This window comes from Pseudomonas sp. Pme6b (genome assembly GCF_058129925.1).
Genome location: NZ_JBYJZN010000001.1, coordinates 20,386 through 41,660 on the forward strand (window position 1 = coordinate 20,386; position 21,275 = coordinate 41,660).

19 protein-coding genes, 7 pseudogenes and 2 other annotated features are annotated in these 21,275 nt (G+C 54.6%); of the genes and pseudogenes, 17 read left to right on the forward strand and 9 right to left on the reverse strand.

The genetic code is table 11. From position 1 onward, the window contains the following. Nucleotides 1-63 precede the first annotated feature (63 nt). The 3 genes from AC4ANE_RS27770 (at nucleotide 64) to AC4ANE_RS27780 (ending at nucleotide 4,617) form a co-directional block, all read left to right on the forward strand. A complete protein-coding gene (locus tag AC4ANE_RS27770) occupies nucleotides 64-660 on the forward strand; it encodes a recombinase family protein (RefSeq protein WP_057425230.1) in 597 nt (198 codons plus the stop codon). Beyond that, nucleotides 650-3,676, forward strand: a complete 3,027-nt coding sequence (locus AC4ANE_RS27775) for a Tn3-like element ISPsy30 family transposase (protein WP_085708135.1) — start codon at nucleotides 650-652, stop codon at nucleotides 3,674-3,676. Before AC4ANE_RS27770 ends, AC4ANE_RS27775 begins: the two co-directional genes overlap by 11 nt. A gap of 593 nt (nucleotides 3,677-4,269) precedes the next feature. Beyond that, nucleotides 4,270-4,617 carry an N-acyl amino acid synthase FeeM domain-containing protein gene (locus AC4ANE_RS27780; protein WP_489981740.1) on the forward strand — a complete coding sequence of 116 codons (348 nt, stop codon included), beginning with the start codon at nucleotides 4,270-4,272 and terminating at the stop codon, nucleotides 4,615-4,617. Here the strand turns inward: AC4ANE_RS27780 and AC4ANE_RS27785 are convergent. After that, a pseudogene (locus AC4ANE_RS27785) lies at nucleotides 4,584-5,805 on the reverse strand (IS3-like element IS51 family transposase). The gene AC4ANE_RS27780 and the pseudogene AC4ANE_RS27785 sit on opposite strands and share 34 nt — an antisense overlap. Continuing rightward, nucleotides 5,411-5,527: a sequence feature (AL1L pseudoknot), on the reverse strand. (Overlaps the previous pseudogene by 117 nt.) A 150-nt stretch (nucleotides 5,806-5,955) precedes the next feature. Here AC4ANE_RS27785 and AC4ANE_RS27790 point away from each other — a divergent pair. The 3 genes from AC4ANE_RS27790 to AC4ANE_RS27800 are packed head-to-tail and all read left to right on the forward strand — an operon-like array spanning nucleotide 5,956 to nucleotide 7,710. After that, on the forward strand, nucleotides 5,956-6,213 hold the full coding sequence (locus AC4ANE_RS27790; RefSeq protein WP_460409071.1) for a hypothetical protein: 258 nt from the start codon (nucleotides 5,956-5,958) through the stop codon (nucleotides 6,211-6,213). Between the two features lie 46 nt (nucleotides 6,214-6,259). Next, on the forward strand, nucleotides 6,260-7,393 hold the full coding sequence (locus AC4ANE_RS27795; protein ID WP_058887150.1) for an MFS transporter: 1,134 nt from the start codon (nucleotides 6,260-6,262) through the stop codon (nucleotides 7,391-7,393). A gap of 17 nt (nucleotides 7,394-7,410) precedes the next feature. Beyond that, nucleotides 7,411-7,710 (forward strand): hypothetical protein, encoded by a 300-nt coding sequence (locus AC4ANE_RS27800; RefSeq protein WP_082301236.1) that lies wholly within the window; start codon nucleotides 7,411-7,413, stop codon nucleotides 7,708-7,710. Between the two features lie 152 nt (nucleotides 7,711-7,862). Here AC4ANE_RS27800 and AC4ANE_RS27805 read toward each other — a convergent pair. The 3 genes and pseudogenes from AC4ANE_RS27805 to AC4ANE_RS27815 form a co-directional block, all read right to left on the reverse strand. Next, nucleotides 7,863-8,898: pseudogene (locus tag AC4ANE_RS27805) on the reverse strand (IS110-like element ISPsy16 family transposase). Nucleotides 8,899-9,059: 161 nt separating this feature from the next. Continuing rightward, nucleotides 9,060-9,335: a type II toxin-antitoxin system RelE/ParE family toxin gene (locus AC4ANE_RS27810; RefSeq protein WP_015060661.1), complete on the reverse strand. Its 276-nt coding sequence runs from the start codon at nucleotides 9,333-9,335 to the stop codon at nucleotides 9,060-9,062. Beyond that, nucleotides 9,335-9,607: a CopG family ribbon-helix-helix protein gene (locus tag AC4ANE_RS27815; RefSeq protein ID WP_015060662.1), complete on the reverse strand. Its 273-nt coding sequence runs from the start codon at nucleotides 9,605-9,607 to the stop codon at nucleotides 9,335-9,337. The genes AC4ANE_RS27810 and AC4ANE_RS27815 overlap by 1 nt, the downstream gene beginning before the upstream one ends. 313 nt (nucleotides 9,608-9,920) lie before the next feature. Between AC4ANE_RS27815 and AC4ANE_RS27820 the strand changes: the two are divergent. After that, nucleotides 9,921-10,037 (forward strand): annotated as a pseudogene (locus AC4ANE_RS27820) (IS110 family transposase); the annotation flags it as partial. 39 nt (nucleotides 10,038-10,076) lie between these two features. Here AC4ANE_RS27820 and AC4ANE_RS27825 read toward each other — a convergent pair. After that, nucleotides 10,077-11,299, reverse strand: a protein-coding gene (locus tag AC4ANE_RS27825) for an IS3-like element IS51 family transposase (RefSeq protein WP_095178853.1) whose coding sequence is annotated in 2 segments (ribosomal slippage) — nucleotides 10,077-11,014 and nucleotides 11,014-11,299 — 1,224 coding nt in all. Because the reading frame shifts where the segments join, the coding sequence is not laid out codon by codon here. Beyond that, nucleotides 10,905-11,021, reverse strand: a sequence feature (AL1L pseudoknot). (Overlaps the previous gene by 117 nt.) A 97-nt stretch (nucleotides 11,300-11,396) precedes the next feature. Here AC4ANE_RS27825 and AC4ANE_RS27830 point away from each other — a divergent pair. The 4 genes and pseudogenes from AC4ANE_RS27830 to AC4ANE_RS27845 all read left to right on the forward strand — a co-directional run. Continuing rightward, nucleotides 11,397-11,657, forward strand: coding sequence for a hypothetical protein (locus AC4ANE_RS27830; protein ID WP_460409073.1), 261 nt, complete (start codon nucleotides 11,397-11,399; stop codon nucleotides 11,655-11,657). A gap of 12 nt (nucleotides 11,658-11,669) precedes the next feature. Further along, the gene (locus AC4ANE_RS27835) at nucleotides 11,670-12,650 is read left to right on the forward strand and encodes an IS5 family transposase (RefSeq protein ID WP_044424202.1); all 981 of its coding nucleotides are present in this window, start codon (nucleotides 11,670-11,672) and stop codon (nucleotides 12,648-12,650) included. Between the two features lie 387 nt (nucleotides 12,651-13,037). Beyond that, nucleotides 13,038-13,634, forward strand: a complete 597-nt coding sequence (locus AC4ANE_RS27840) for a recombinase family protein (protein ID WP_057425230.1) — start codon at nucleotides 13,038-13,040, stop codon at nucleotides 13,632-13,634. Continuing rightward, a pseudogene (locus AC4ANE_RS27845) lies at nucleotides 13,624-14,136 on the forward strand (DUF4158 domain-containing protein); the annotation flags it as partial. The gene AC4ANE_RS27840 and the pseudogene AC4ANE_RS27845, both read left to right, overlap by 11 nt. 99 nt (nucleotides 14,137-14,235) lie before the next feature. Here AC4ANE_RS27845 and AC4ANE_RS27850 read toward each other — a convergent pair. Continuing rightward, nucleotides 14,236-14,508: pseudogene (locus AC4ANE_RS27850) on the reverse strand (Tn3 family transposase); the annotation flags it as partial. Between the two features lie 214 nt (nucleotides 14,509-14,722). Between AC4ANE_RS27850 and AC4ANE_RS27855 the strand changes: the two are divergent. From AC4ANE_RS27855 to AC4ANE_RS27870, 4 genes and pseudogenes are all read left to right on the forward strand, one after another. Beyond that, nucleotides 14,723-14,884, forward strand: a pseudogene (locus AC4ANE_RS27855) (helix-turn-helix domain-containing protein); the annotation flags it as partial. Nucleotides 14,885-14,977: 93 nt separating this feature from the next. Further along, a complete protein-coding gene (locus AC4ANE_RS27860) occupies nucleotides 14,978-15,250 on the forward strand; it encodes a hypothetical protein (protein WP_007253133.1) in 273 nt (90 codons plus the stop codon). Nucleotides 15,251-15,437: 187 nt separating this feature from the next. Continuing rightward, nucleotides 15,438-16,118 (forward strand): Abi family protein, encoded by a 681-nt coding sequence (locus AC4ANE_RS27865; protein WP_007253132.1) that lies wholly within the window; start codon nucleotides 15,438-15,440, stop codon nucleotides 16,116-16,118. Nucleotides 16,119-16,159: 41 nt separating this feature from the next. Next, nucleotides 16,160-16,666 (forward strand): hypothetical protein, encoded by a 507-nt coding sequence (locus tag AC4ANE_RS27870; RefSeq protein ID WP_460409074.1) that lies wholly within the window; start codon nucleotides 16,160-16,162, stop codon nucleotides 16,664-16,666. A gap of 82 nt (nucleotides 16,667-16,748) precedes the next feature. Here AC4ANE_RS27870 and AC4ANE_RS27875 read toward each other — a convergent pair whose 3' ends face one another. From AC4ANE_RS27875 to AC4ANE_RS27885, 3 genes and pseudogenes are all read right to left on the reverse strand, one after another. Next, nucleotides 16,749-17,102, reverse strand: coding sequence for a hypothetical protein (locus tag AC4ANE_RS27875; RefSeq protein ID WP_231993712.1), 354 nt, complete (start codon nucleotides 17,100-17,102; stop codon nucleotides 16,749-16,751). 164 nt (nucleotides 17,103-17,266) lie between these two features. Next, a complete protein-coding gene (locus tag AC4ANE_RS27880) occupies nucleotides 17,267-17,536 on the reverse strand; it encodes a hypothetical protein (protein ID WP_032494242.1) in 270 nt (89 codons plus the stop codon). Nucleotides 17,537-17,952: 416 nt separating this feature from the next. Further along, nucleotides 17,953-18,742, reverse strand: a pseudogene (locus AC4ANE_RS27885) (RHS repeat-associated core domain-containing protein); the annotation flags it as partial. A 106-nt stretch (nucleotides 18,743-18,848) separates the two neighbouring features. On the opposite strand from AC4ANE_RS27885, the gene AC4ANE_RS27890 reads away from it, so the two are divergent. Together AC4ANE_RS27890 and AC4ANE_RS27895 are read left to right on the forward strand one after the other, a co-directional pair. Further along, nucleotides 18,849-19,829: an IS5 family transposase gene (locus tag AC4ANE_RS27890; RefSeq protein WP_044424202.1), complete on the forward strand. Its 981-nt coding sequence runs from the start codon at nucleotides 18,849-18,851 to the stop codon at nucleotides 19,827-19,829. 139 nt (nucleotides 19,830-19,968) lie between these two features. After that, nucleotides 19,969-21,228 (forward strand): IS256-like element ISPsy17 family transposase, encoded by a 1,260-nt coding sequence (locus tag AC4ANE_RS27895; protein WP_460237255.1) that lies wholly within the window; start codon nucleotides 19,969-19,971, stop codon nucleotides 21,226-21,228. Nucleotides 21,229-21,275 lie beyond the last annotated feature (47 nt).

Sequence of the window (21,275 nt, forward strand, 5' to 3'; positions counted from 1 at the left end):
GTGCGGAAAACTCTGTCGCATTCCGCTACCATACGGAAACCTATTCTTGATGGTTATTCGTCTATGTTGGTTGGGTACATGCGCGTGTCGTCGGACTCAGACAGGCAAAACACTGACTTACAACGCGATGCGCTGCTCAGTGCCGGCATCGATGCACGACACCTGTTTGAGGATTACGTCTCCGGCACGAAGGATAACCGCACGGGTTTGGCTCAAGCGCTCCAATTCGTTCGCCCCGGCGACGTACTTGTGGTCTGGAAGCTGGATCGGCTCGGTCGCTCGCTGTCGCATCTGCTCAGCATCGTGACCTCGCTCCGGGACAAACAGGTGGCGTTCCGCTCGCTGACCGAGGGCATGGATACCACCACGGCGTCTGGCGAGCTGCTTTTTCATGTGTTCGGTGCGCTCGCGCAATACGAACGCGCGCTGATCCAGGAGCGCGTCGTCGCGGGTCTGGCCGCCGCCCGGCGGCGCGGTCGCATTGGCGGACGGCCGCAGGCGATCACCGGTGAGAAGCTGGATGCCATCGTTGCTGCGCTGAACGATGGCATGTCTAAGGCCGCCGTGTGCCGTAACTTCGGTGTTAAGCGCACCACCTTGATCGAAACCCTGGCGCGTGTCGGTAGGCAAGGTTACGGAAGAGTTGCTGATGATCCATAAGAACAAGCTGATCAGTGTCCTGTCCGACGCCGAACAGGAAGCCCTATACGGGTTGCCGGATTTCGACGACGGTCAGCGACTTGAATTTCTATCGTTATCGGAAACCGAACTGGCGTTCGCCGGCAATCGTCCCAGCCTACCTGCCCAAGTCTACTGCTTTTTGCAGATCGGTTACTTCAAGGCCAAGCATGCCTTCTTCCGCTTCGACTGGAACGAGGTCGAGGACGATTGCACTTTCGTGTTGAGCCGCTATTTCCACGGCGAGACGTTCGAGCGCAAGCCGATCACCAAACATGAGCATTACACCCAGCGCGAAGGGGTCTCCGAGCTGTTCGGCTATCGGCTTTGGACGGCCGACTTCCTGCCGCAGCTTGGGCAGCAGGCCACGCAAGCCGCAAGGCGTGACATGACGCCAGGGTTCGTGGCCGCCGAGCTGATCGTCTGGCTCAACGAGCACAAGATCATCCGGCCCGGCTACACCACCCTGCAAGAGCTGGTCAGCGAAACACTGTCCGCTGAACGTCGGCGCTTGGGTGGCCTGCTGGCGCAAGTGCTGGACGACGCGGCCAAAAACGCGCTGGCCCAGCTTCTGGTACGTGATGACACCCTGTCTCAACTAGCGGCGCTCAAGCAGGATGCCAAAAACTTCGGTTGGCGCCAGATGATCCGCGAGCGCGAGAAGCGCGCCTTGCTGGAGCCGCTGCACCGAATCGCCAAGGCGCTGCTGCCCAAGCTGGGCGTTTCGCAGCAGAACCTGCTGTACTTCGCGAGCCTGGCAAATTTCTACACCGTCCACGATCTGCGCAATCTCAAGGCGGATCAGACCCAACTTTACCTACTGTGCTACGCCTGGCTGCGCTACCGGCAACTCTCCGACAATCTGGTCGATGCAATGGCTTACCACATGAAGCAATTGGAGGAAGAGAGTAGCGCGGGTGCGCAGAAGTCTTTCGTCGCAGAGCAGGTGCGTCGTCAGCAGGACACACCGCAAGTAGGGCGCCTGCTGTTGATCTACGTCGATGACACGGTGGCCGATGCCACACCGTTCGGCGACGTGCGCCAGCGCGCGTACAAGATCATGCCGAAAGATACGCTCCAACTCACCGGCCAGCGCATGAGCGTGAAGCCGGTGAGCAAGCTGTCCCTGCACTGGCAGGCAGTAGACGGCCTGGCCGAACGCAACCGCCGCCATTTGCGACCACTGTACGTCGCACTCGATTTTTCTGGCACTGTCCCCGACAGCCCTTGGCTAAAGGCGCTGGCCTGGGCCAAGAGTGTGTTCGCCAAGCAACAGCGCCTGTCCCAACGGCCCCTAGCTGAATGTCCGGTGGCCACGTTGCCGAAACGGCTGCGGCCGTACCTGCTGACCTTCGATGCCGACGGCAAACCGACCGGTCTGCACGCCGACCGCTACGAGTTCTGGCTGTACCGGCAGATTAGGAAGCGTTTCAAGTCGGGGGAACTCTACCTCGACGACAGCCTGCAACACCGCCACTTATCAGACGAGCTGGTCTCGATGAACGAGAAGGCCGACACGCTTGCGCAAATGGACATCCCCTTCCTACGGCAGCCGGTGGACGCCCAGCTCGATGCGCTGACGCGGGAGCTGCGCGCGCAGTTGCTGGCATTCAACCGCGAGCTGAAGCGGGGCAAGCTGACGCACCTCACCTACGATAAGGACGCGAAGACGCTGATCTGGCACAAGCCCAAGGGCGAGAATCAGAAGGTGCGCGAGCAGTCGTTCTACGAGCAATTGCCGTACTGCGATGTTGCCGACGTATTCCGCTTCGTCAATGGTCAATGCCATTTTTTGTCCGCGTTGACGCCATTGCAGCCGCGCTATGCGAAGAAGGTGGCCGACGCCGATAGTTTGATGGCGGTCGTCATCGCGCAGGCGATGAACCACGGCAATCAGGTCATGGCACGCACCAGCGACATTCCTTACCACGTGCTAGAGACGACCTATCAACAGTACCTGCGCCAAGCATCGCTCCAGGCCGCCAACGGCCGGATCAGCAATGCCATCGCCGCGTTGCCGATTTTCCCCCATTACTCGTTCGACCTGGATGCGTTGTACGGTGCCGTCGATGGTCAGAAATTCAGCATCGAGCGCCCAACCGTGAAGGCGCGCCACTCGCGCAAATACTTTGGCCGTGGCAAGGGTGTCGTCGCCTACACGTTGCTGTGTAACCACGTGCCGCTCAACGGCTATTTGATCGGCGCACACGACTTCGAGGCGCACCACGTGTTCGACATCTGGTATCGCAACACGTCGGACGTCGTGCCGACCGCGATTACCGGTGATATGCACAGCGTCAATAAGGCCAACTTCGCCATCTTGCACTGGTTCGGTCCACGCTTTGAGCCGCGCTTCACCAATCTCGAAGACCAACTCCAAGAATTGTACAGCGCCGATGATCCGGCGCTTTACGAGAAGTGCCTGATCCGGCCGGTCGGCCAGATCGATCAGCAGCTCATCATCAGTGAAAAACCGAACATCGACCAGATCGTTGCCACGCTAGGCCTCAAAGAGATGACGCAAGGCACGCTGATCCGCAAGCTTTGCACCTACACCGCGCCGAATCCGACACGGCGCGCGATCTTCGAGTTCGACAAGCTCATCCGTAGCATCTACACGTTACGTTACCTGCGCGATCCGCAGTTGGAACGGAACGTACATCGCTCGCAGAACCGCGTCGAGTCCTACCACCAGCTACGCTCGACCATCGCACAGGTCGGTGGAAAGAAGGAATTGACCGGGCGCACCGACATTGGAATCGAGATCAGCAACCAGTGCGCTAGGCTGATCGCCAACGCCATCATCTACTACAACTCGGCCATCCTGTCGCACCTGCTGACGAAGTGCGAAGCGAGCGGCAATGCCAAGGCCGTGGCGCTAATCACCAAGATTTCACCGGCGGCCTGGCGGCACATTCTGCTGAATGGGCACTACACCTTCCAAAGCGACAAAATGATCGACCTGGACGCACTACTGGCAGGGCTGGAGTTGGGGTGACGGAATTTTCTGGGGTTCCGGCTTACAACCCCCTACTGGGTCAGTTTTCGGTCAGCGGCAACAGACGTGCTAACCGGCGCGGGTTCAGTTGCAGCTAATGTGAGCCGGAAACGATGGAATGCAAGTCGATGCGGCTGAATGCAAGCTCGCTCGCAATTAATCTGAGCCAGACGGCTCCGTCAGTCGCAGTTAATCTGAGCCGAAAATTGCGCTGATTGCGAGCACGGCTGTTTTCGATTGCAAGCCGCTACACCTATGCATGAACGCCAGGCTGGCATTGCTGTAATCGAGGTGGCGGCTGGTGACACTACTGTTACCCCATCAAAATGGAACTTTTTCTTGCCCAGTTGCCACTCAGTTGTCCTGCAGTTCAGTATGCGTTGGTGGGTATCAACAGAGCAGGTTCACATGGCGCTTATTCTGGTGGACACAGAGTCTGAACCAGCACGCGCAACTCCAGCAACGCGAGCCCTAGTTGGTTTTGCTGTTTTTTAAACGAACCCTTGCCATCCCTCAAGATGGGGCGACGGAAATATCTGGGGTCCCGGCTTACAACGTCCACAACGAATGATCAATCGAAATTTATGAAAAACATGTTCTCTGGCATAACCGTACGGCTCTCTGAATCACATCAAGACAAGCAAGCTGTCCATGAGTTGAGAATCAATGCATACGCAAAATATGAGTGGAGCAACAATGGCAAGCGCATGGGGTTCGATGCTACGGACGAAAATCCTTGGGTGGACTCGCTCATTGCATTCCAAAAGAATGAGCCGATTGGCACGATGCGGATCATTCGAGCGAACAGGGACACGATTGATAGGCTGTTGAGCTATGAGCTCTGGAAAGATCATATAGACCAATGCATTGAACCGCCCCGGGTTTCTCGGAGACCCTTTTGTTTGAGTCATGCCACCTGGGCAGACTCGGTGAGTTGCTGATAATAGATTGCTTCTGCTTCGACCGGTGGAATATGACCGATTGGCTCCAGCAGGCGGCGGTGATTGAACCAGTCCACCCATTTCAGGGTTTCCAGCTCCACCGCCCCCGTGTGGGCCAAGAGCGTCGATGAATCACTTCAGCCTTGTAAAGACCATTGATGGTCTCAGCCAAAGCATTGTCGTAAGAGTCACCGACACTCCCGACCGATGGCTCAATACCGGCTTCGACAAGACGCTCGGTATAGCGAATGGACACGTACTGCACGCCACGGTCACTGTGGTGAATGAGTCCACCCTGCTTGACTGGGCGACGGGCGTAAAGGGCTTGCTCCAGTGCATCGAGTACAAAATCGGTACGCGCTGAACTGGACACCTTCCAACCGACGATGAATCGGGCAAAGACATCAATGATGAAGGCCACGTAAACAAAACCCTGCCAGGTACTGACGTAGGTAAAGTCCGATACCCATAGGGCGTTCGGGCACTCAGCCACAAACTGACGGTTGACATGATCCTGCGGGCACGGCCTGGCTTGGTCGCTGACCGTCGTCTTGACGGGCTTGCCGCGTACCACGCCTTGCAGGCCCAGCTCTCCCATCAGACGTTGCACCGTACAGCGGGCGACTTGCAGTCCGTCACGCAGCAATTGTCGCCAGACCTTGCGCACGCCATATACCTGGAAGTGCTCATCCCAGACTCGCTGGATGTGCTCACCCAGTTCCTGGTCACGCTGCGCACGCGCTGACTGCTGGCTGGGGTCAGCCTGCTGAGCAGCGTACCGGTAGTACGTCGACGGGGCGATTGGCAACACCTTGCAAATCGGCTCGACCCCGTAAGACTGGCGGTTTTCATCAATAAACGTCTTCATCGTTTGAATGGGCGGTCGAGCTCCGCCTGGGCAAAATAGGCTGAGGCCTTACGCAAGATCTCGTTAGCTTGACGCAACTGACGGTTCTCACGCTCCAAGAGCTTGACTCGCTCACGTTCGACTGTGCTCAGCCCATCACGCTGGCCGCTGTTGCGCTCAGATTGGCGAACCCACAGCCGTAATGTCTCGGGCGTGCAGCCGATCTTGGGGGCAATGGCACTGATGGTGGCCCACTGCGACTCGTACTCAGGAAGGTGTTCGAAAACCATCCTGATGGCCCGCTCACGGACCTCTGGGGAATACTTCGGTAGTTTTTTCATCGCTCCATCCTCTCAAAGGTTGGAGTCTCCGAGAAACCCGGGGCGGTTCACATCTCGAATTCCAGCCCAAACATTCTGGAGTTTAATAGATTCGCCATCACGGAGGGTGGAAATTTCCCAATTGCTGCCTGCGCACTTCTTAAGGCAGCGATGGCCATACAAGCCATTGACGATATTGATTTTATCACCGGGGAAGTGCGTGCTGATCATGCTGGCTTCTATCAAAAATTCTTAGGCATGGCTGTTTCTGAAGAAGTTCGGACTGACCGCATCCTTCAAGTTGACTACAGTCTTCTGACTGGCTATCCAAAATCAGGAATCGGAAAGCTTCAACAACGAAAACCGTGGATGGTGCCGACTCGAGCTGATATCGACTCTTGGAAGCAAGTCGCCTCAATTTCTTGGTGAACTCAATATATTTTGCGGTTGCCGAAGCCAAATACAGGGCTGAAAAATGGATTATTCGGGTGTTAGGGTGTGGCTGCCGAACATAGCAACGTTCCTGCTTTTGGGCAGTATCGGCTGCACCATCCCTTTGTTATCAAGATCCTTGGAGGATACAGGCTTGACCCAAGCCAGGATTGGAATTGTTAGCGGGGCTTTTTGGCTTGCTCCGATACTTTTTAGAGTTTACATTTCCCGCCTGCTAGAATATAAAAAAAAGAAAATGCTGATTGTTTTTGGGCTCGTGACGACGGCGTTTGCATATCTCATCACAAATGAAGTTGAAGGGATTTTTCAGTTGGTGTCAGTGCGCTTCGTTCAGGGTATAGGCTACACGATTTCAATTATTGGAATACTGGCCTTTGCTGTTAATTCTGCGCAGGCTCGTGAGCGCGCCAGCCAGTTTTCAATCAACAGTATATTTAGCTTTCTTGGTTATGCGCTAGGCCCTGCATTAGGCGAATTTGTTATTCAGCGTTTAGGTTACGCACGCACTTTTGAGATGGCTTCTGCCATGTGTTTTTTGGCTGCGGCATTTATTTGCGCAGGTCGCGAGCCTCTCTTGAATTCCCCATCAGGGCCGACCATTAGTACGAAGAGCAAGAAACCTCCGCCACTGCGCTCGACATGCATCCAACTGATGCTGGTCGCTGCCCCCCTAGGTATGGCAGAAGCATTTGTTCCGATTTTTTCGCGGCAGGAGGGTTATGGGTCTGTGAGCGCCTTCTTCCTCATATTTGCTTGTGCCACACTTGCTATCAGGGTGAATATGTCGAAACTGAGCTGTTGGCGAAGTTTCACTTGGCTCGCTCAGGCAGGCGCTCTGTTATGCACGCTGGCGCTCACGGTGCTCGCAGCATCCAACTCGAAATCTATGATGCTTGCGGCTTCGTCTTTCATGGGCCTCGGGTGGGGGCTGGTTTTCCCCTCATTAATAGGATTGAATGCGGAACAAAATCCCGAAGCAAGCTCAACTCAACTTTCTATTTTCAGCTCAGTGTACGATTTTTCTTTCTTCTTCGGTCAGGTGCTCTTTGGTTTGATTATCTCCAGCTTTGGTTATCGACTCTCTTTTATGTTGGCAGGTATAGCTTGTTTGGTATCGTTTGCGTCGATAAAATTTCGTCTGTTTGAAGGCGGCTAACTAAAGGAGTTCACGCAATGGCTGCTGCCTACGAAGGTCTGGCTGAGGTCACCATAAGTGCTGAGTATTTCGGTGCCGAGGCGGTAAAAAGCGAAAATCCCCAGGTATCTATTGCCCTAAGGGGAGCCCGCAGAATTCGGAAAAAATCGTACTACAAGGGCTTCCCCATTGAGCACAAGCCCAATAGTTTCTGTTTGACTCCGCTGCATATGCCGGATCGACGTAAGAAGGTGAAGGACTGCGGTACTACAAACGGTCATCTTGAGCTGATCGCTCGGACCCTGATGAAAGACGCACGTGAGGGCCTCGTTCGCTAACCGGGACTGAATTTCCCATACGATTTTTCAGGTATCCCCCACGCAGGTCCAACCCGCTTCACATCAACGACGGCAGTGCACATTGATCCTTTTATCCGCTCATGATCCTCGCCCTAACGCCTTACAAGGTGATCAGTCATGACCTCTGGTGTTTACGCGCCCGTTGGTTCTGCCTGTTCAGGCTTGAACGTGTCGCCGTAATGCAGAACGGCCCAGGCCATCCTCGCATTCTTGGCGGCAATCGCCACGGCCGCACGCCAGTAACCCCGTCGCTCCATGAGGTTGCGGATCCAGCGACTGAGAGGGTCTTGCTTATCGCCCAGGTTGGCCATGACAGATCGAGCTCCAAGCACCAGTAGACTGCGTAAATAGGCATCCCCCGGCTTTGGTGATACTCCCCAGGCGCTGCTTGCCGCCGCTACTGTATTGGCCTGGCGTCAAACCGAGCCAGGCAGCCACTTGGCGTCCGTTTCTGAAGTCGTGCCCATCTCCAATACTGGCCACTAAAGCACTTGCAGTGGTCGAGCCAACCCCACGCAATTGCAGCAGCCTACGGCTACGATCATCTTCGCGAGCGATCTGATTGATGGCTCGATCAAGTTCCACCAGCCGATCCTCGATATGGCTGGTGTGCTCCAACAGTTCACTCATGCACCGTCTTGCCCAGCCAGGCAAGGTGTCCAGACAGGGACCAATCTCTTTTCTCAATCGCTCTGGGCTTTGTGGCAGGACCACGCCGAATTCAGAAAGTAATCCGCGCAGTCGGTTGTACGTAGAGGTGCGTTCTTCGATGAATCCCTGGCGGGTTCGATGAAGGCAAAGAGTGGCCTGCTGATGCTCGTCTTTAACAGGGACAAACCGCATGCTGGGTCGGGTCACTGCCTCACAGATCGCGGCAGCATCTGCGGCATCGTTCTTGCCGCGCTTACCCGACATTCGATAAGGCGAAACGAGTTTAGGAGCCATCAACTTGACCGTATGGCCGTGCTCGGCGAACACCCTCGCCCAATGATGAGCGCCTGAGCAAGCCTCCATACCAATCAAGCACGGGGGCAACTGGGCGATCAATGGCACCAGTTGATCCCGCGCAACCTTGGGCTTCACCAAGGTGGCTTTACCAGCCTCATCGACGCCGTGAACGGCGAATACGGCCTTGGCTAGATCGATTCCCACGGTAATAATTGGCATGGACTTCCCCTCCTGTGGTTTTGATGCAGGTTTGACACTTCATCATGGCACTTCGATGCCGATTCGCGACTTTCGCCGCGCCCTCTGGACGGGGAAGTCCCTTTCATTCGCTAAGGTTTTCCGATCAGTCGTAGGCCCGCCAGTTGGTGTGTTCCGTTCCTCTATCGGTCTTCGCGGGTGTGCCACAGGCGCAGCAGGTAAATAGTTGAATCCGCTATCTCGTAACGCATCTCGTATTGGCCGATCTGAATTCGGCGTACGTCCTTTGGCTCGAACTCCTCTAGGCGTTCGCCAATGCGCGGGTTAGTCAGAAGCGTGGTAGGTGCTGTGGTGAGTTGCTGCACTACTCGTGCTGCGGCAGGTTGATTCGCCAAGGCCAGAAACTCGTATAGCCTGGTAATGTCGGAAAGCGCCTTGCTTGTCCACTTCAATTCCATCAGCGCGGCACCGGCAACGGAGTGTCGGTGCTAAGACTGTCAGCCCAGGCCTGGACGGCTTGGTGATCAATAACGCGTCCAGCGTCAACATCAGCCAAGGCCTCACGGGTCAGGCGACTACGCTCTTCTTCCTGGTCTATCCAAGCAGACAGGGCTTGCTTGACGATCCAGTTTTTAGAGCGCTCCAGACGCTCAGCCATCAAATCGACTTTTTCCGCCAGCTGAACCGGAACGTGAGCTGTGACAGATCGGGTTTTGGCGGTGGTTGCCATATGCGGTTAGTCCTGATTCGTTTCGATTTAAATATAATCATAGTGAATAATAATGTGTCGTCAAGCGTGATGCCAGGTTGGGCTACACCTCAACCCGGCGTCAGGCCGCTCACCAGCCCCCTGTCAGACTAGGACGGTTTTCTGTATTTCCTGACGGATCGCCGTCAACTTCTATGACCTCAACCTGACAAAATTCACGCTAGCGAATGAAAGGGACTTCCCCGTCCAGAGGGCGCGGCGAAAGTCGCGAATCGGCATCGAAGTGCCATGATGAAGTGTCAAACCTGCATCAAAACCACAGGAGGGGAAGTCCATGCCAATTATTACCGTGGGAATCGATCTAGCCAAGGCCGTATTCGCCGTTCACGGCGTCGATGAGGCTGGTAAAGCCACCTTGGTGAAGCCCAAGGTTGCGCGGGATCAACTGGTGTGAACCGCCCCGGGTTTCTCGGAGACCCTTTTGTTTGAGTCATGCCACCTGGGCAGACTCGGTGAGTTGCTGATAATAGATTGCTTCTGCTTCGACCGGTGGAATATGACCGATTGGCTCCAGCAGGCGGCGGTGATTGAACCAGTCCACCCATTTCAGGGTTTCCAGCTCCACCGCCCCCCGTGTGGGCCAAGAGCGTCGATGAATCACTTCAGCCTTGTAAAGACCATTGATGGTCTCAGCCAAAGCATTGTCGTAAGAGTCACCGACACTCCCGACCGATGGCTCAATACCGGCTTCGACAAGACGCTCGGTATAGCGAATGGACACGTACTGCACGCCACGGTCACTGTGGTGAATGAGTCCACCCTGCTTGACTGGGCGACGGGCGTAAAGGGCTTGCTCCAGTGCATCGAGTACAAAATCGGTACGCGCTGAACTGGACACCTTCCAACCGACGATGAATCGGGCAAAGACATCAATGATGAAGGCCACGTAAACAAAACCCTGCCAGGTACTGACGTAGGTAAAGTCCGATACCCATAGGGCGTTCGGGCACTCAGCCACAAACTGACGGTTGACATGATCCTGCGGGCACGGCCTGGCTTGGTCGCTGACCGTCGTCTTGACGGGCTTGCCGCGTACCACGCCTTGCAGGCCCAGCTCTCCCATCAGACGTTGCACCGTACAGCGGGCGACTTGCAGTCCGTCACGCAGCAATTGTCGCCAGACCTTGCGCACGCCATATACCTGGAAGTGCTCATCCCAGACTCGCTGGATGTGCTCACCCAGTTCCTGGTCACGCTGCGCACGCGCTGACTGCTGGCTGGGGTCAGCCTGCTGAGCAGCGTACCGGTAGTACGTCGACGGGGCGATTGGCAACACCTTGCAAATCGGCTCGACCCCGTAAGACTGGCGGTTTTCATCAATAAACGTCTTCATCGTTTGAATGGGCGGTCGAGCTCCGCCTGGGCAAAATAGGCTGAGGCCTTACGCAAGATCTCGTTAGCTTGACGCAACTGACGGTTCTCACGCTCCAAGAGCTTGACTCGCTCACGTTCGACTGTGCTCAGCCCATCACGCTGGCCGCTGTTGCGCTCAGATTGGCGAACCCACAGCCGTAATGTCTCGGGCGTGCAGCCGATCTTGGGGGCAATGGCACTGATGGTGGCCCACTGCGACTCGTACTCAGGAAGGTGTTCGAAAACCATCCTGATGGCCCGCTCACGGACCTCTGGGGAATACTTCGGTAGTTTTTTCATCGCTCCATCCTCTCAAAGGTTGGAGTCTCCGAGAAACCCGGGGCGGTTCACTGCAGAAGCTGAAGCTCTTCCGCACAAAAGCGTAAAGGTTGTTTACATGATCTACAAGAATGACACGCCCAAAACAACACTCATGAATGACGCAGCGCAAAGAAATTATTTTCAGACGCTCATTGATCTCGACCACAAAAAAAATATTATCGTACGCCCGCAGGCTCAAGATGAACTTAATGAAGACCAGCTTGATCTTGGTAGATATATCGCAAACGAAAACAATGCCAGAACCGATTTTTTCAGAATTACTCCTAAGGAATCTCCGAACAAGTCCCGGTTATGCGAAAATCGCCTGACCACCTGATCCGAGCCTCCCATGAGCCAGATGAGCTTTTCCGATTTCGAATATGCCAGCAAGCGCAAGCAGACACGCCGCGAACGCTTCCTCGCCGAGATGGATCAGGTCGTCCCCTGGACAGGTCTGCTGGGCCTGATCGAACCGTTCTACCCCAAGGCCGGCGGTGGCAGAAAACCTTATCCGCTGGAAACCATGCTGCGCATTCACCTGCTGCAGAACTGGTTCTCCCTGAGTGATCCGGCCATGGAAGAAGCGCTCTACGAAATCACCCCCATGCGCCAGTTTGCACGCCTGACGTTGAGTGCGCCGATACCGGAAGACACCACGATCATGAACTTCCGGCACCTGCTGGAGAAACATCAACTGGCTCCTGCAATCCTCGCGGTCATCAACGGTTATTTGCAGGAAAAAGGCCTGTCGCTGCGCCAGGGCACCATCGTCGATGCCACCATTATTCATGCCCCAAGCTCGACCAAGAACAAAGACGGCGAGCGTGATCCCGAGATGCATCAGACAAAGAAGGGTAACCAGTATTTCTTCGGTATGAAGGCCCACATCGGCGCTGACGTTGAGTCTGGACTGGTTCATCACGTCCATGGCACTGCGGCCAATGTGGCCGATGTCACTCAAGTCGCCGAACTGCTCCACGGGGAAGAAAACGCGGTCTATGCGGACGCTGGCTACACCGGTGTCGAGAAGCGTGAAGAGCACGAAAATCGTAACGTGATCTGGCAAATCGCGGCGCGGCGCAGCACGTATTCCAAGCTGAACAAACGCAGCCTGTTGTACAAAGCCAAGCGCAAGATCGAGTACTGCAAAGCGCAGACACGCGCCAAGGTCGAGCATCCGTTTCGGGTCATCAAGCGCCAGTTTGGTTACGTGAAAGTACGCTTTCGTGGGCTGATGAAAAACACGGCCCAACTGACCACGCTGTTCGCCCTGTCGAACCTGTGGATGGCTCGAAAGCGACTAATGGGTTTGGGTGAGTTGCGCGCTTAACACGGAAAACCGAGCGAAAAACGCGCTCGACTCACACTGCATCAGACCGTTTTCAGAAAAATAGCGCTATGTGCCTGGCAAATTACGGCTTGCCACCGCTGCGCGGCAAGTTGATCGGAGCATCCCTAGGTGTAACCTTAAAATGAAAAATCCCCAACCTGCAATCAGCGCGGTTTTTGACCAGGATTAATTGCGACTGACCAGATGGGGCAACCAGCATTAACTGCGAATAAACCTGTATTGAACCGCGCTGAAGCGGTAAATCCAACGATCGTATCACCGGCCACCATCTGGCGAATATGATCGTGCAGACGCTCTAGAAATGTGCGGAAAACTCTGTCGCATTCCGCTACCATACGGAAACCTATTCTTGATGGTTATTCGTCTATGTTGGTTGGGTACATGCGCGTGTCGTCGGACTCAGACAGGCAAAACACTGACTTACAACGCGATGCGCTGCTCAGTGCCGGCATCGATGCACGACACCTGTTTGAGGATTACGTCTCCGGCACGAAGGATAACCGCACGGGTTTGGCTCAAGCGCTCCAATTCGTTCGCCCCGGCGACGTACTTGTGGTCTGGAAGCTGGATCGGCTCGGTCGCTCGCTGTCGCATCTGCTCAGCATCGTGACCTCGCTCCGGGACAAACAGGTGGCGTTCCGCTCGCTGACCGAGGGCATGGATACCACCACGGCGTCTGGCGAGCTGCTTTTTCATGTGTTCGGTGCGCTCGCGCAATACGAACGCGCGCTGATCCAGGAGCGCGTCGTCGCGGGTCTGGCCGCCGCCCGGCGGCGCGGTCGCATTGGCGGACGGCCGCAGGCGATCACCGGTGAGAAGCTGGATGCCATCGTTGCTGCGCTGAACGATGGCATGTCTAAGGCCGCCGTGTGCCGTAACTTCGGTGTTAAGCGCACCACCTTGATCGAAACCCTGGCGCGTGTCGGTAGGCAAGGTTACGGAAGAGTTGCTGATGATCCATAAGAACAAGCTGATCAGTGTCCTGTCCGACGCCGAACAGGAAGCCCTATACGGGTTGCCGGATTTCGACGACGGTCAGCGACTTGAATTTCTATCGTTATCGGAAACCGAACTGGCGTTCGCCGGCAATCGTCCCAGCCTACCTGCCCAAGTCTACTGCTTTTTGCAGATCGGTTACTTCAAGGCCAAGCATGCCTTCTTCCGCTTCGACTGGAACGAGGTCGAGGACGATTGCACTTTCGTGTTGAGCCGCTATTTCCACGGCGAGACGTTCGAGCGCAAGCCGATCACCAAACATGAGCATTACACCCAGCGCGAAGGGGTCTCCGAGCTGTTCGGCTATCGGCTTTGGACGGCCGACTTCCTGCCGCAGCTTGGGCAGCAGGCCACGCAAGCCGCAAGGCGTGACATGACGCCAGGGTTCGTGGCCGCCGAGCTGATCGTCTGGCTCAACGAGCACAAGATCATCCGGCCCGGCTACACCACCCTGCAAGAGCTGGTCAGCGGGGGTCGCCTCAGAAAACGGATTTTAAAGTACGCTAAGCGATTTCAGTCGTCGTAATGGCCGGAATCTTCCTCCACCCACCTTGACGGTGCTGCGTCACAGGTAATCACCAGTTAGGTTGATGTGCTCCCAGCCCAGCGGCGACAGGTACTGCAGCAGCGATTCATCGACAGCGGTGCCATGTCCGCGTAATGCGTTTGCGGACCGCTCCAGGTAAACCGTGTTCCACAGCACTATTGCAGCAGTCACCAAGTTGAGGCCGCTGGCACGGTAGCGTTGCTGTTCGAAGCTACGGTCTCGGATTTCGCCCAGCCGGTTAAAGAAGACAGCCCTGGCCAGCGCATTGCGCGCTTCGCCCTTGTTCAGTCCTGCAATCATGCTAGCTATGTCGTCATTTGGCCGGGTCAGTTCCCCCCAAGCAAGTTCCCTAATCTATGCCATAGCCGCTGAAGCAACATTAATCTGCGCGCAGAGCTTTCACTGATGGAGAAATCCAGCTTTAGCGGCAACAGCGCGGGGAAATTCTGACCATTACGACGAGTGAAATCGCTTAGCGTACTTTAAAATCCGTTTTCTGAGGCGACCCCTATATAGAGGACGCAAGCCGAATGCTAAAGTGCATGAACAGATCATTGCTCTTAAAGGCGGCGGGTGTAGCATTGCAGAGACTGCTCGGCTGGCGGGGGTCAGCGTCAGCCAGGTAAAACGTGTTTGGGCGCAGCACCTGGCGGCTAAGGCAGATGTCTGAAATGCTGCTTGGACCAGTACCCGTCTGTGACCTGGCTGAAGCATTTTCAGTCTCCTGGTCAACAGGATCGACCCCTTTTCATTAGGTAGAACAATGCTCGATTTATCCGCAGAGCTACACCAACTGGCGAAGACAGTCCACGATTATGCCAGCCGATTTCCATCGACAGAAAGTGGCGATAGTCAGCTATTACAGGGCTGCTATGACTACATGAATGCTTTCAAACAGGTGCTCGACAGCTCATCAAAAATCCAGATGGACTACATTTGTCTACAATATCCGGGATTCTTTCGCTTCGCGCAGATGATGGAGTTGCTGGCCCAAGGTATTGCTGATGGCGTCATTCAGGTACCGAAAGAACAATAAAAGTGACAGACCGGAATTTTCGGCATTTTAGGCGTACAACCATGAGATGCAAAAAGCCCGCCAAAAAGCGGGCTTTTCTTGAATCTGGGTGGCCCCGTATAACGGGGCCAAGAACTGACCTAGAGTCATCACCAGTATAGTGGCTGGGAGAGAACATAGCCTAGGGCTGCACACGCAGTATATCATCATGATCCTAATATTCCAAATGATGCCAATGAACTGGTCTGACCTTGAAAAACATTTTTCATCCGCACGGCTAAGCCGCTATCGCGCTTCATGCGCCGGCGATGAGGTGAAAGCCGCAACGGCCTACGTGAATAATATGCTCTTGGCTGAAGCCATGATGCCTATGCTCAGCGTTTTGGAAATCGCACTCAAGAATGGTATCCATCGTCGCCTGTCAGCGCTCTACCACCGGGCCGACTGGTGGGAGGCATGGGCTAGCGATCAGGCGTTCGCATGGCAGAGCAGGGAAGTGGCAAGCGCGAAGAATAAATTGCAACGCCGGTCAGAAGCTGCCACCACTGACAAAATTGTAGCAGAGCTCGCCTTTGGTTTCTGGAGTTCACTATTCAACGGCAGCTTTCAGACTGTACTTTGGAAAGACCTGCGGTTGGTCTTCCCTCGTTGCCCCAAGCACCAGCGCAAACGTCAAACTATCTCATCAGCCTTGAACCTGATACGTAACTTGCGAAACCGGGTGTTTCACCATGAACAGCTCTTGTGGCTTACGCCTTCTCTGCTTGATCTGCACATGAAGGGAACAGAAGTCATTGGCTGGCTTGACCCTCAATTGGTGCCTTGGCTCGCTCAATATGATCGTCTTCCTGCTACGTGGGCCATCTCCCAGGGGTACGGTTTCGGCTGACGCCGTGATGCAACGCATACGTCTCGGATCGGAGAGCGAGCTTGGCTTGTAAGCACCAGCGCTGCCCTTGTAGTACGATTTTTTCCGAATTCTGCGGGCTCCCCAAAATCATCGCCTCAAAAATTCCTAAGCAACTCAGACTGAAAACATTGGACTTGACACTGCAGGACGAACAATGCATTGAACTCTATGCCCAGCTCTTTACGGGCGACGTAATTCGCAAGCTTGATTACGGAGAGAGTATATTCACTGCACGAGTTGATGAGATAGACAGCAGGGCAATCAAGGCTTTCTCTTCAGAGGAGCAAGCTGAAGTAATAATTGCTAAATCCCCGATAATAGATTTTTTTGGCAATATCATTAGATTGCCTAGAATGTCGAAAAAAGTTACATGTTTCGATTTGGTTTTCTTTTCAAGCATTAGAAAAGACGATAGACAGTCGCTGTGGTGTACTGGAAGGGCTAATAATTCTAGCGATTCGGTAATTTCCATTGCCCCTTATGAAATTCCGCTGCTTTGTGATGATGAGGACGTTTCACATGGATGAGCTTAAGCTTAGCCCTCATTGATATCTCCAATAAAGTCGGCGGCGTTGTGCTTCACTCGGCGCGCCGACAGCCACTCTGTAATTACAGTAAGTCGCCCAGCACCTCTTTGGCTAGGTAAACTTTCTCCATCCTACGACGGGGATCATCATCGGGCATCTGGATTAGGTTATCGAACCATCGAGTCTCGAATGGCAGCTCCTGGTTAAAGACATCCGTGAGCACGCCTTTTTGGCTGTGCGACACTACCAATACCATGCTCTCTTTCAGACCAGATGCCTCACTTTCTTTGACGATCCGATGCTGGATAAAGCTCATCTTCAGATCGATGAAAGCACCTTTGCCCGCGGGCTGAAGTGCCGCACCCAGCCGGCCTTTGGCATCGACATTCGCAGCCGGAACCTGAGTGCGAATCGCATTTGTCAGCTCGGTGTCCACCACCGCTGCTACAGAGCCTATCATCGCCTGTAGCAGCAGTTAGTTACGGCCTCTCCCGAGATCCCAGCTCACCTCGATCCCGCCAATCCCAACCTTCGCCGGGAGATTGACGCGAACGTTACTTTATCTACACTTGACACATTCTCATAACCAACGAAAAACCGCTATAATGAAAATACTAAATCATGATCTGCAACAGCTTCTAGTAATTCATCAAACCAATTACATCGTTCTAATGGGCTCGTGTCAATGAAAAGCTCTATACCATTAACGTCAGCTTCTAATAAGCGCTGACTATTGATAGGCAAGTAAAAAAACTCTGCGTTTTGTACAGCGTATTTTTTGCTGGAAAGATCAAAGAAGCAAAAATACCGGACAGCACGATTTTCATCAATCTTCTTCCAAACAAATTGTGAAGTGTAGTATTTACTCATAAAGTCTTACCTAGGTATCCACTTTCCAGAGTTGACTCGCGAATTGGTATTCGCGCGTGTGTTTTTAAACTGGGTTACGGGTCTTCCTTGGCTATCTGTGATTACAACCCGATCTCCGTCTACATGGACGGTATGACCGGTATCTGCATCCTCATAGGTCTTTCCATTTTCCATCACTTTGTTTTTGTCCCCAACTTGGCGATCAGCATTGGTTTTCGCATCCTCTGCCCTTCCGGCCGCATGGTCGGCACGCCCCTCATCAGCAGACTCATTAAAAAATTTATCGTTGAGGTACCAACCTAATCCTACACCGACGCCGGCACCTAACGCTGCCCCTACAACTGTCCCTACTCCCGGGCATACAAAAGATCCGGCTGTAGCTCCCGCTTCAGCAGCAGGCGCGATCCATATACTTTGCCCTTTTGGATCGATGAATCTAATGGGGTTGCCTTCCACATAGGCATAGGTGTTAAGCCCGCCCCCTAGCCCAATCGGATCACTCTGCACATACCGCCCTGTGTCCGGATTGTAATCCCGGTGATAGTTATAGCTCAGCTGCGTTTGCGCATCGTAGATCTGTCCTGGAAACCGCAGCGCGATGCTTGTAGCTTTGCCATCACCGTCCACATCCTCTTCAGGCGCGCCTACACCATACGCGTCGCTGTTCCAACGCCACAGCAGTGCCTGGGAACTGTCTGTCGCCAGTCTTGGTGTGTTCAGGTGATCGACATGCAGGTAAATCAGTTTGCTGCTGCTCACTTCACCTAGCGAAGAGAAGTTCGCCGTCAGCTGTGCCAGCGGCATGTTGTCCAGCCAGAACCAATATTGACCGCTGGTTTTCTGGCCGTTTCCGTCATAAAACGTTTGGCCGAGGAGTTTGCCGCTTGAGTCATAGAGGTAGGTGGTTGTGCCAGCTACCGTTTGGCTCCCCATCGCATAGATGCGTTTGATGATTCGTTGGCCTAATGCGTTGTACTTGTAGTCGGCAATTTTGTAGATGTTTGCTTGATAGACCTCGCTCAGACGGCCTTGGCTGTCGTAGGTGAATCGACGGCCGTTGATCTGAGTGTGGTTACCCGCAGCGTCCATAGGCAGTGTCGAGCCATTGACGCTGGTCAGTCGGTTGCTATCGCTAGCATAGGTTAACGACTGGGTGTCAGTGGCATCGCTTGTGGTCAGGCTGGTGGTAGTACGTTGCGTCCTGTTGCGAGACTGTCAGAAATTTTGTGTTCGGGCATAACATGTAGCTAGGGAATCTCCGAACAAGTCCCGGTTATGCGAAAATCGCCTGACCACCTGATCCGAGCCTCCCATGAGCCAGATGAGCTTTTCCGATTTCGAATATGCCAGCAAGCGCAAGCAGACACGCCGCGAACGCTTCCTCGCCGAGATGGATCAGGTCGTCCCCTGGACAGGTCTGCTGGGCCTGATCGAACCGTTCTACCCCAAGGCCGGCGGTGGCAGAAAACCTTATCCGCTGGAAACCATGCTGCGCATTCACCTGCTGCAGAACTGGTTCTCCCTGAGTGATCCGGCCATGGAAGAAGCGCTCTACGAAATCACCCCCATGCGCCAGTTTGCACGCCTGACGTTGAGTGCGCCGATACCGGAAGACACCACGATCATGAACTTCCGGCACCTGCTGGAGAAACATCAACTGGCTCCTGCAATCCTCGCGGTCATCAACGGTTATTTGCAGGAAAAAGGCCTGTCGCTGCGCCAGGGCACCATCGTCGATGCCACCATTATTCATGCCCCAAGCTCGACCAAGAACAAAGACGGCGAGCGTGATCCCGAGATGCATCAGACAAAGAAGGGTAACCAGTATTTCTTCGGTATGAAGGCCCACATCGGCGCTGACGTTGAGTCTGGACTGGTTCATCACGTCCATGGCACTGCGGCCAATGTGGCCGATGTCACTCAAGTCGCCGAACTGCTCCACGGGGAAGAAAACGCGGTCTATGCGGACGCTGGCTACACCGGTGTCGAGAAGCGTGAAGAGCACGAAAATCGTAACGTGATCTGGCAAATCGCGGCGCGGCGCAGCACGTATTCCAAGCTGAACAAACGCAGCCTGTTGTACAAAGCCAAGCGCAAGATCGAGTACTGCAAAGCGCAGACACGCGCCAAGGTCGAGCATCCGTTTCGGGTCATCAAGCGCCAGTTTGGTTACGTGAAAGTACGCTTTCGTGGGCTGATGAAAAACACGGCCCAACTGACCACGCTGTTCGCCCTGTCGAACCTGTGGATGGCTCGAAAGCGACTAATGGGTTTGGGTGAGTTGCGCGCTTAACACGGAAAACCGAGCGAAAAACGCGCTCGACTCACACTGCATCAGACCGTTTTCAGAAAAATAGCGCTATGTGCCTGGCAAATTACGGCTTGCCACCGCTGCGCGGCAAGTTGATCGGAGCATCCCTAGAGGTGCATGTATGCCGACCAAAAAGAAGTCCGCCAATGCAACAGCGAGGGAGTTGCCCTCGATTCCCCAAGAGCTGATCGAGCAGTTTGTTAAAGGCCCGATGAGCGCCGAAGCCATTCAAGACGCGTCCATGGCGTTCAAGAAGGCTCTGATCGAGCGTGCGCTAGGCGCCGAGCTGGGTCACCACCTTGGTTGCCCTCAGGGCGCGGAGCGCCCTGAGGAGTCGACCAATCAGCGTAATGGCAAAAGCAGCAAGACGGTTCTGACCGACGACGGGCCGCTTCGCCTGGATATCCCCAGAGACCGCGATGGTAGCTTCGCCCCGATCCTGATTCCCAAGCACGAACGCCGTTTTACAGGCTTCGACGACAAGATAATTGCCATGTACGCCCGGGGCATGACGGTGCGTGAGATCCGCGCTTTTCTGTCTGAGCAGTATGGAACTGACGTGTCCCATGACTTCATCAGCTCAGTCACCGATGCGGTCATGGAAGAGGTGAGCGCTTGGCAGCAACGACCCTTGGAACCGATGTATCCGGTGATCTTCTTCGATGCGTTACGGGTCAAAATCCGGGACGAGGGGTTAGTGTGCAACAAGGCTATTTATCTGGCGCTGGGGGTATTACCTGATGGCACGCGCGACATTGTGGGTATATGGATCGAGAGCACCGAGGGTGCCAAGTTTTGGATGAAGGTGTTCAACGACCTCAAGACTCGTGGCGTTGAAGATGTTCTGATCGCCGTCACGGATGGCCTCAAAGGAATACCGGAGGCGTTGGGGGCGGTTTTTCCTGCCACGACGCTGCAAACCTGCATCGTGCATCTGATCCGCAACAGCTTGGACTATGCCGCTTGGGATAAACGTCGGGCACTGGCCAAAGCACTCAAGCCGATCTACCAGGCGATCAATGCAGATGTGGCTGAGCAAGAGCTTAACGCCTTTGAAGCGGGCCCCTGGGGCAAGCAGTATCCGACTGTGGTTGCTGCATGGCGTCGCGCCTGGGATCGGGTTATACCGTTTTTTGTTTTCCCGGCGGGCATCCGCAAAGTGGTTTACACGACCAATGCCATCGAGAGCATCAATGCCCAGTTACGCAAGATCATCAAGACTCGAGGGCACTTCCCGACCGATGAGGCCGCGACGAAACTGATATGGCTTGGGTTGCGCAACATCACCGCCAACTGGGGTCATGCGGCACACGACTGGAAAGTGGCAATGAATCAATTTGCGATCCTGTACGGAGACCGATTTACCAGACCGAGCTGGTAAAACAAGGGCCTGCCTGACGGCAGGCCCTAACCAGCCCGAACACAAAA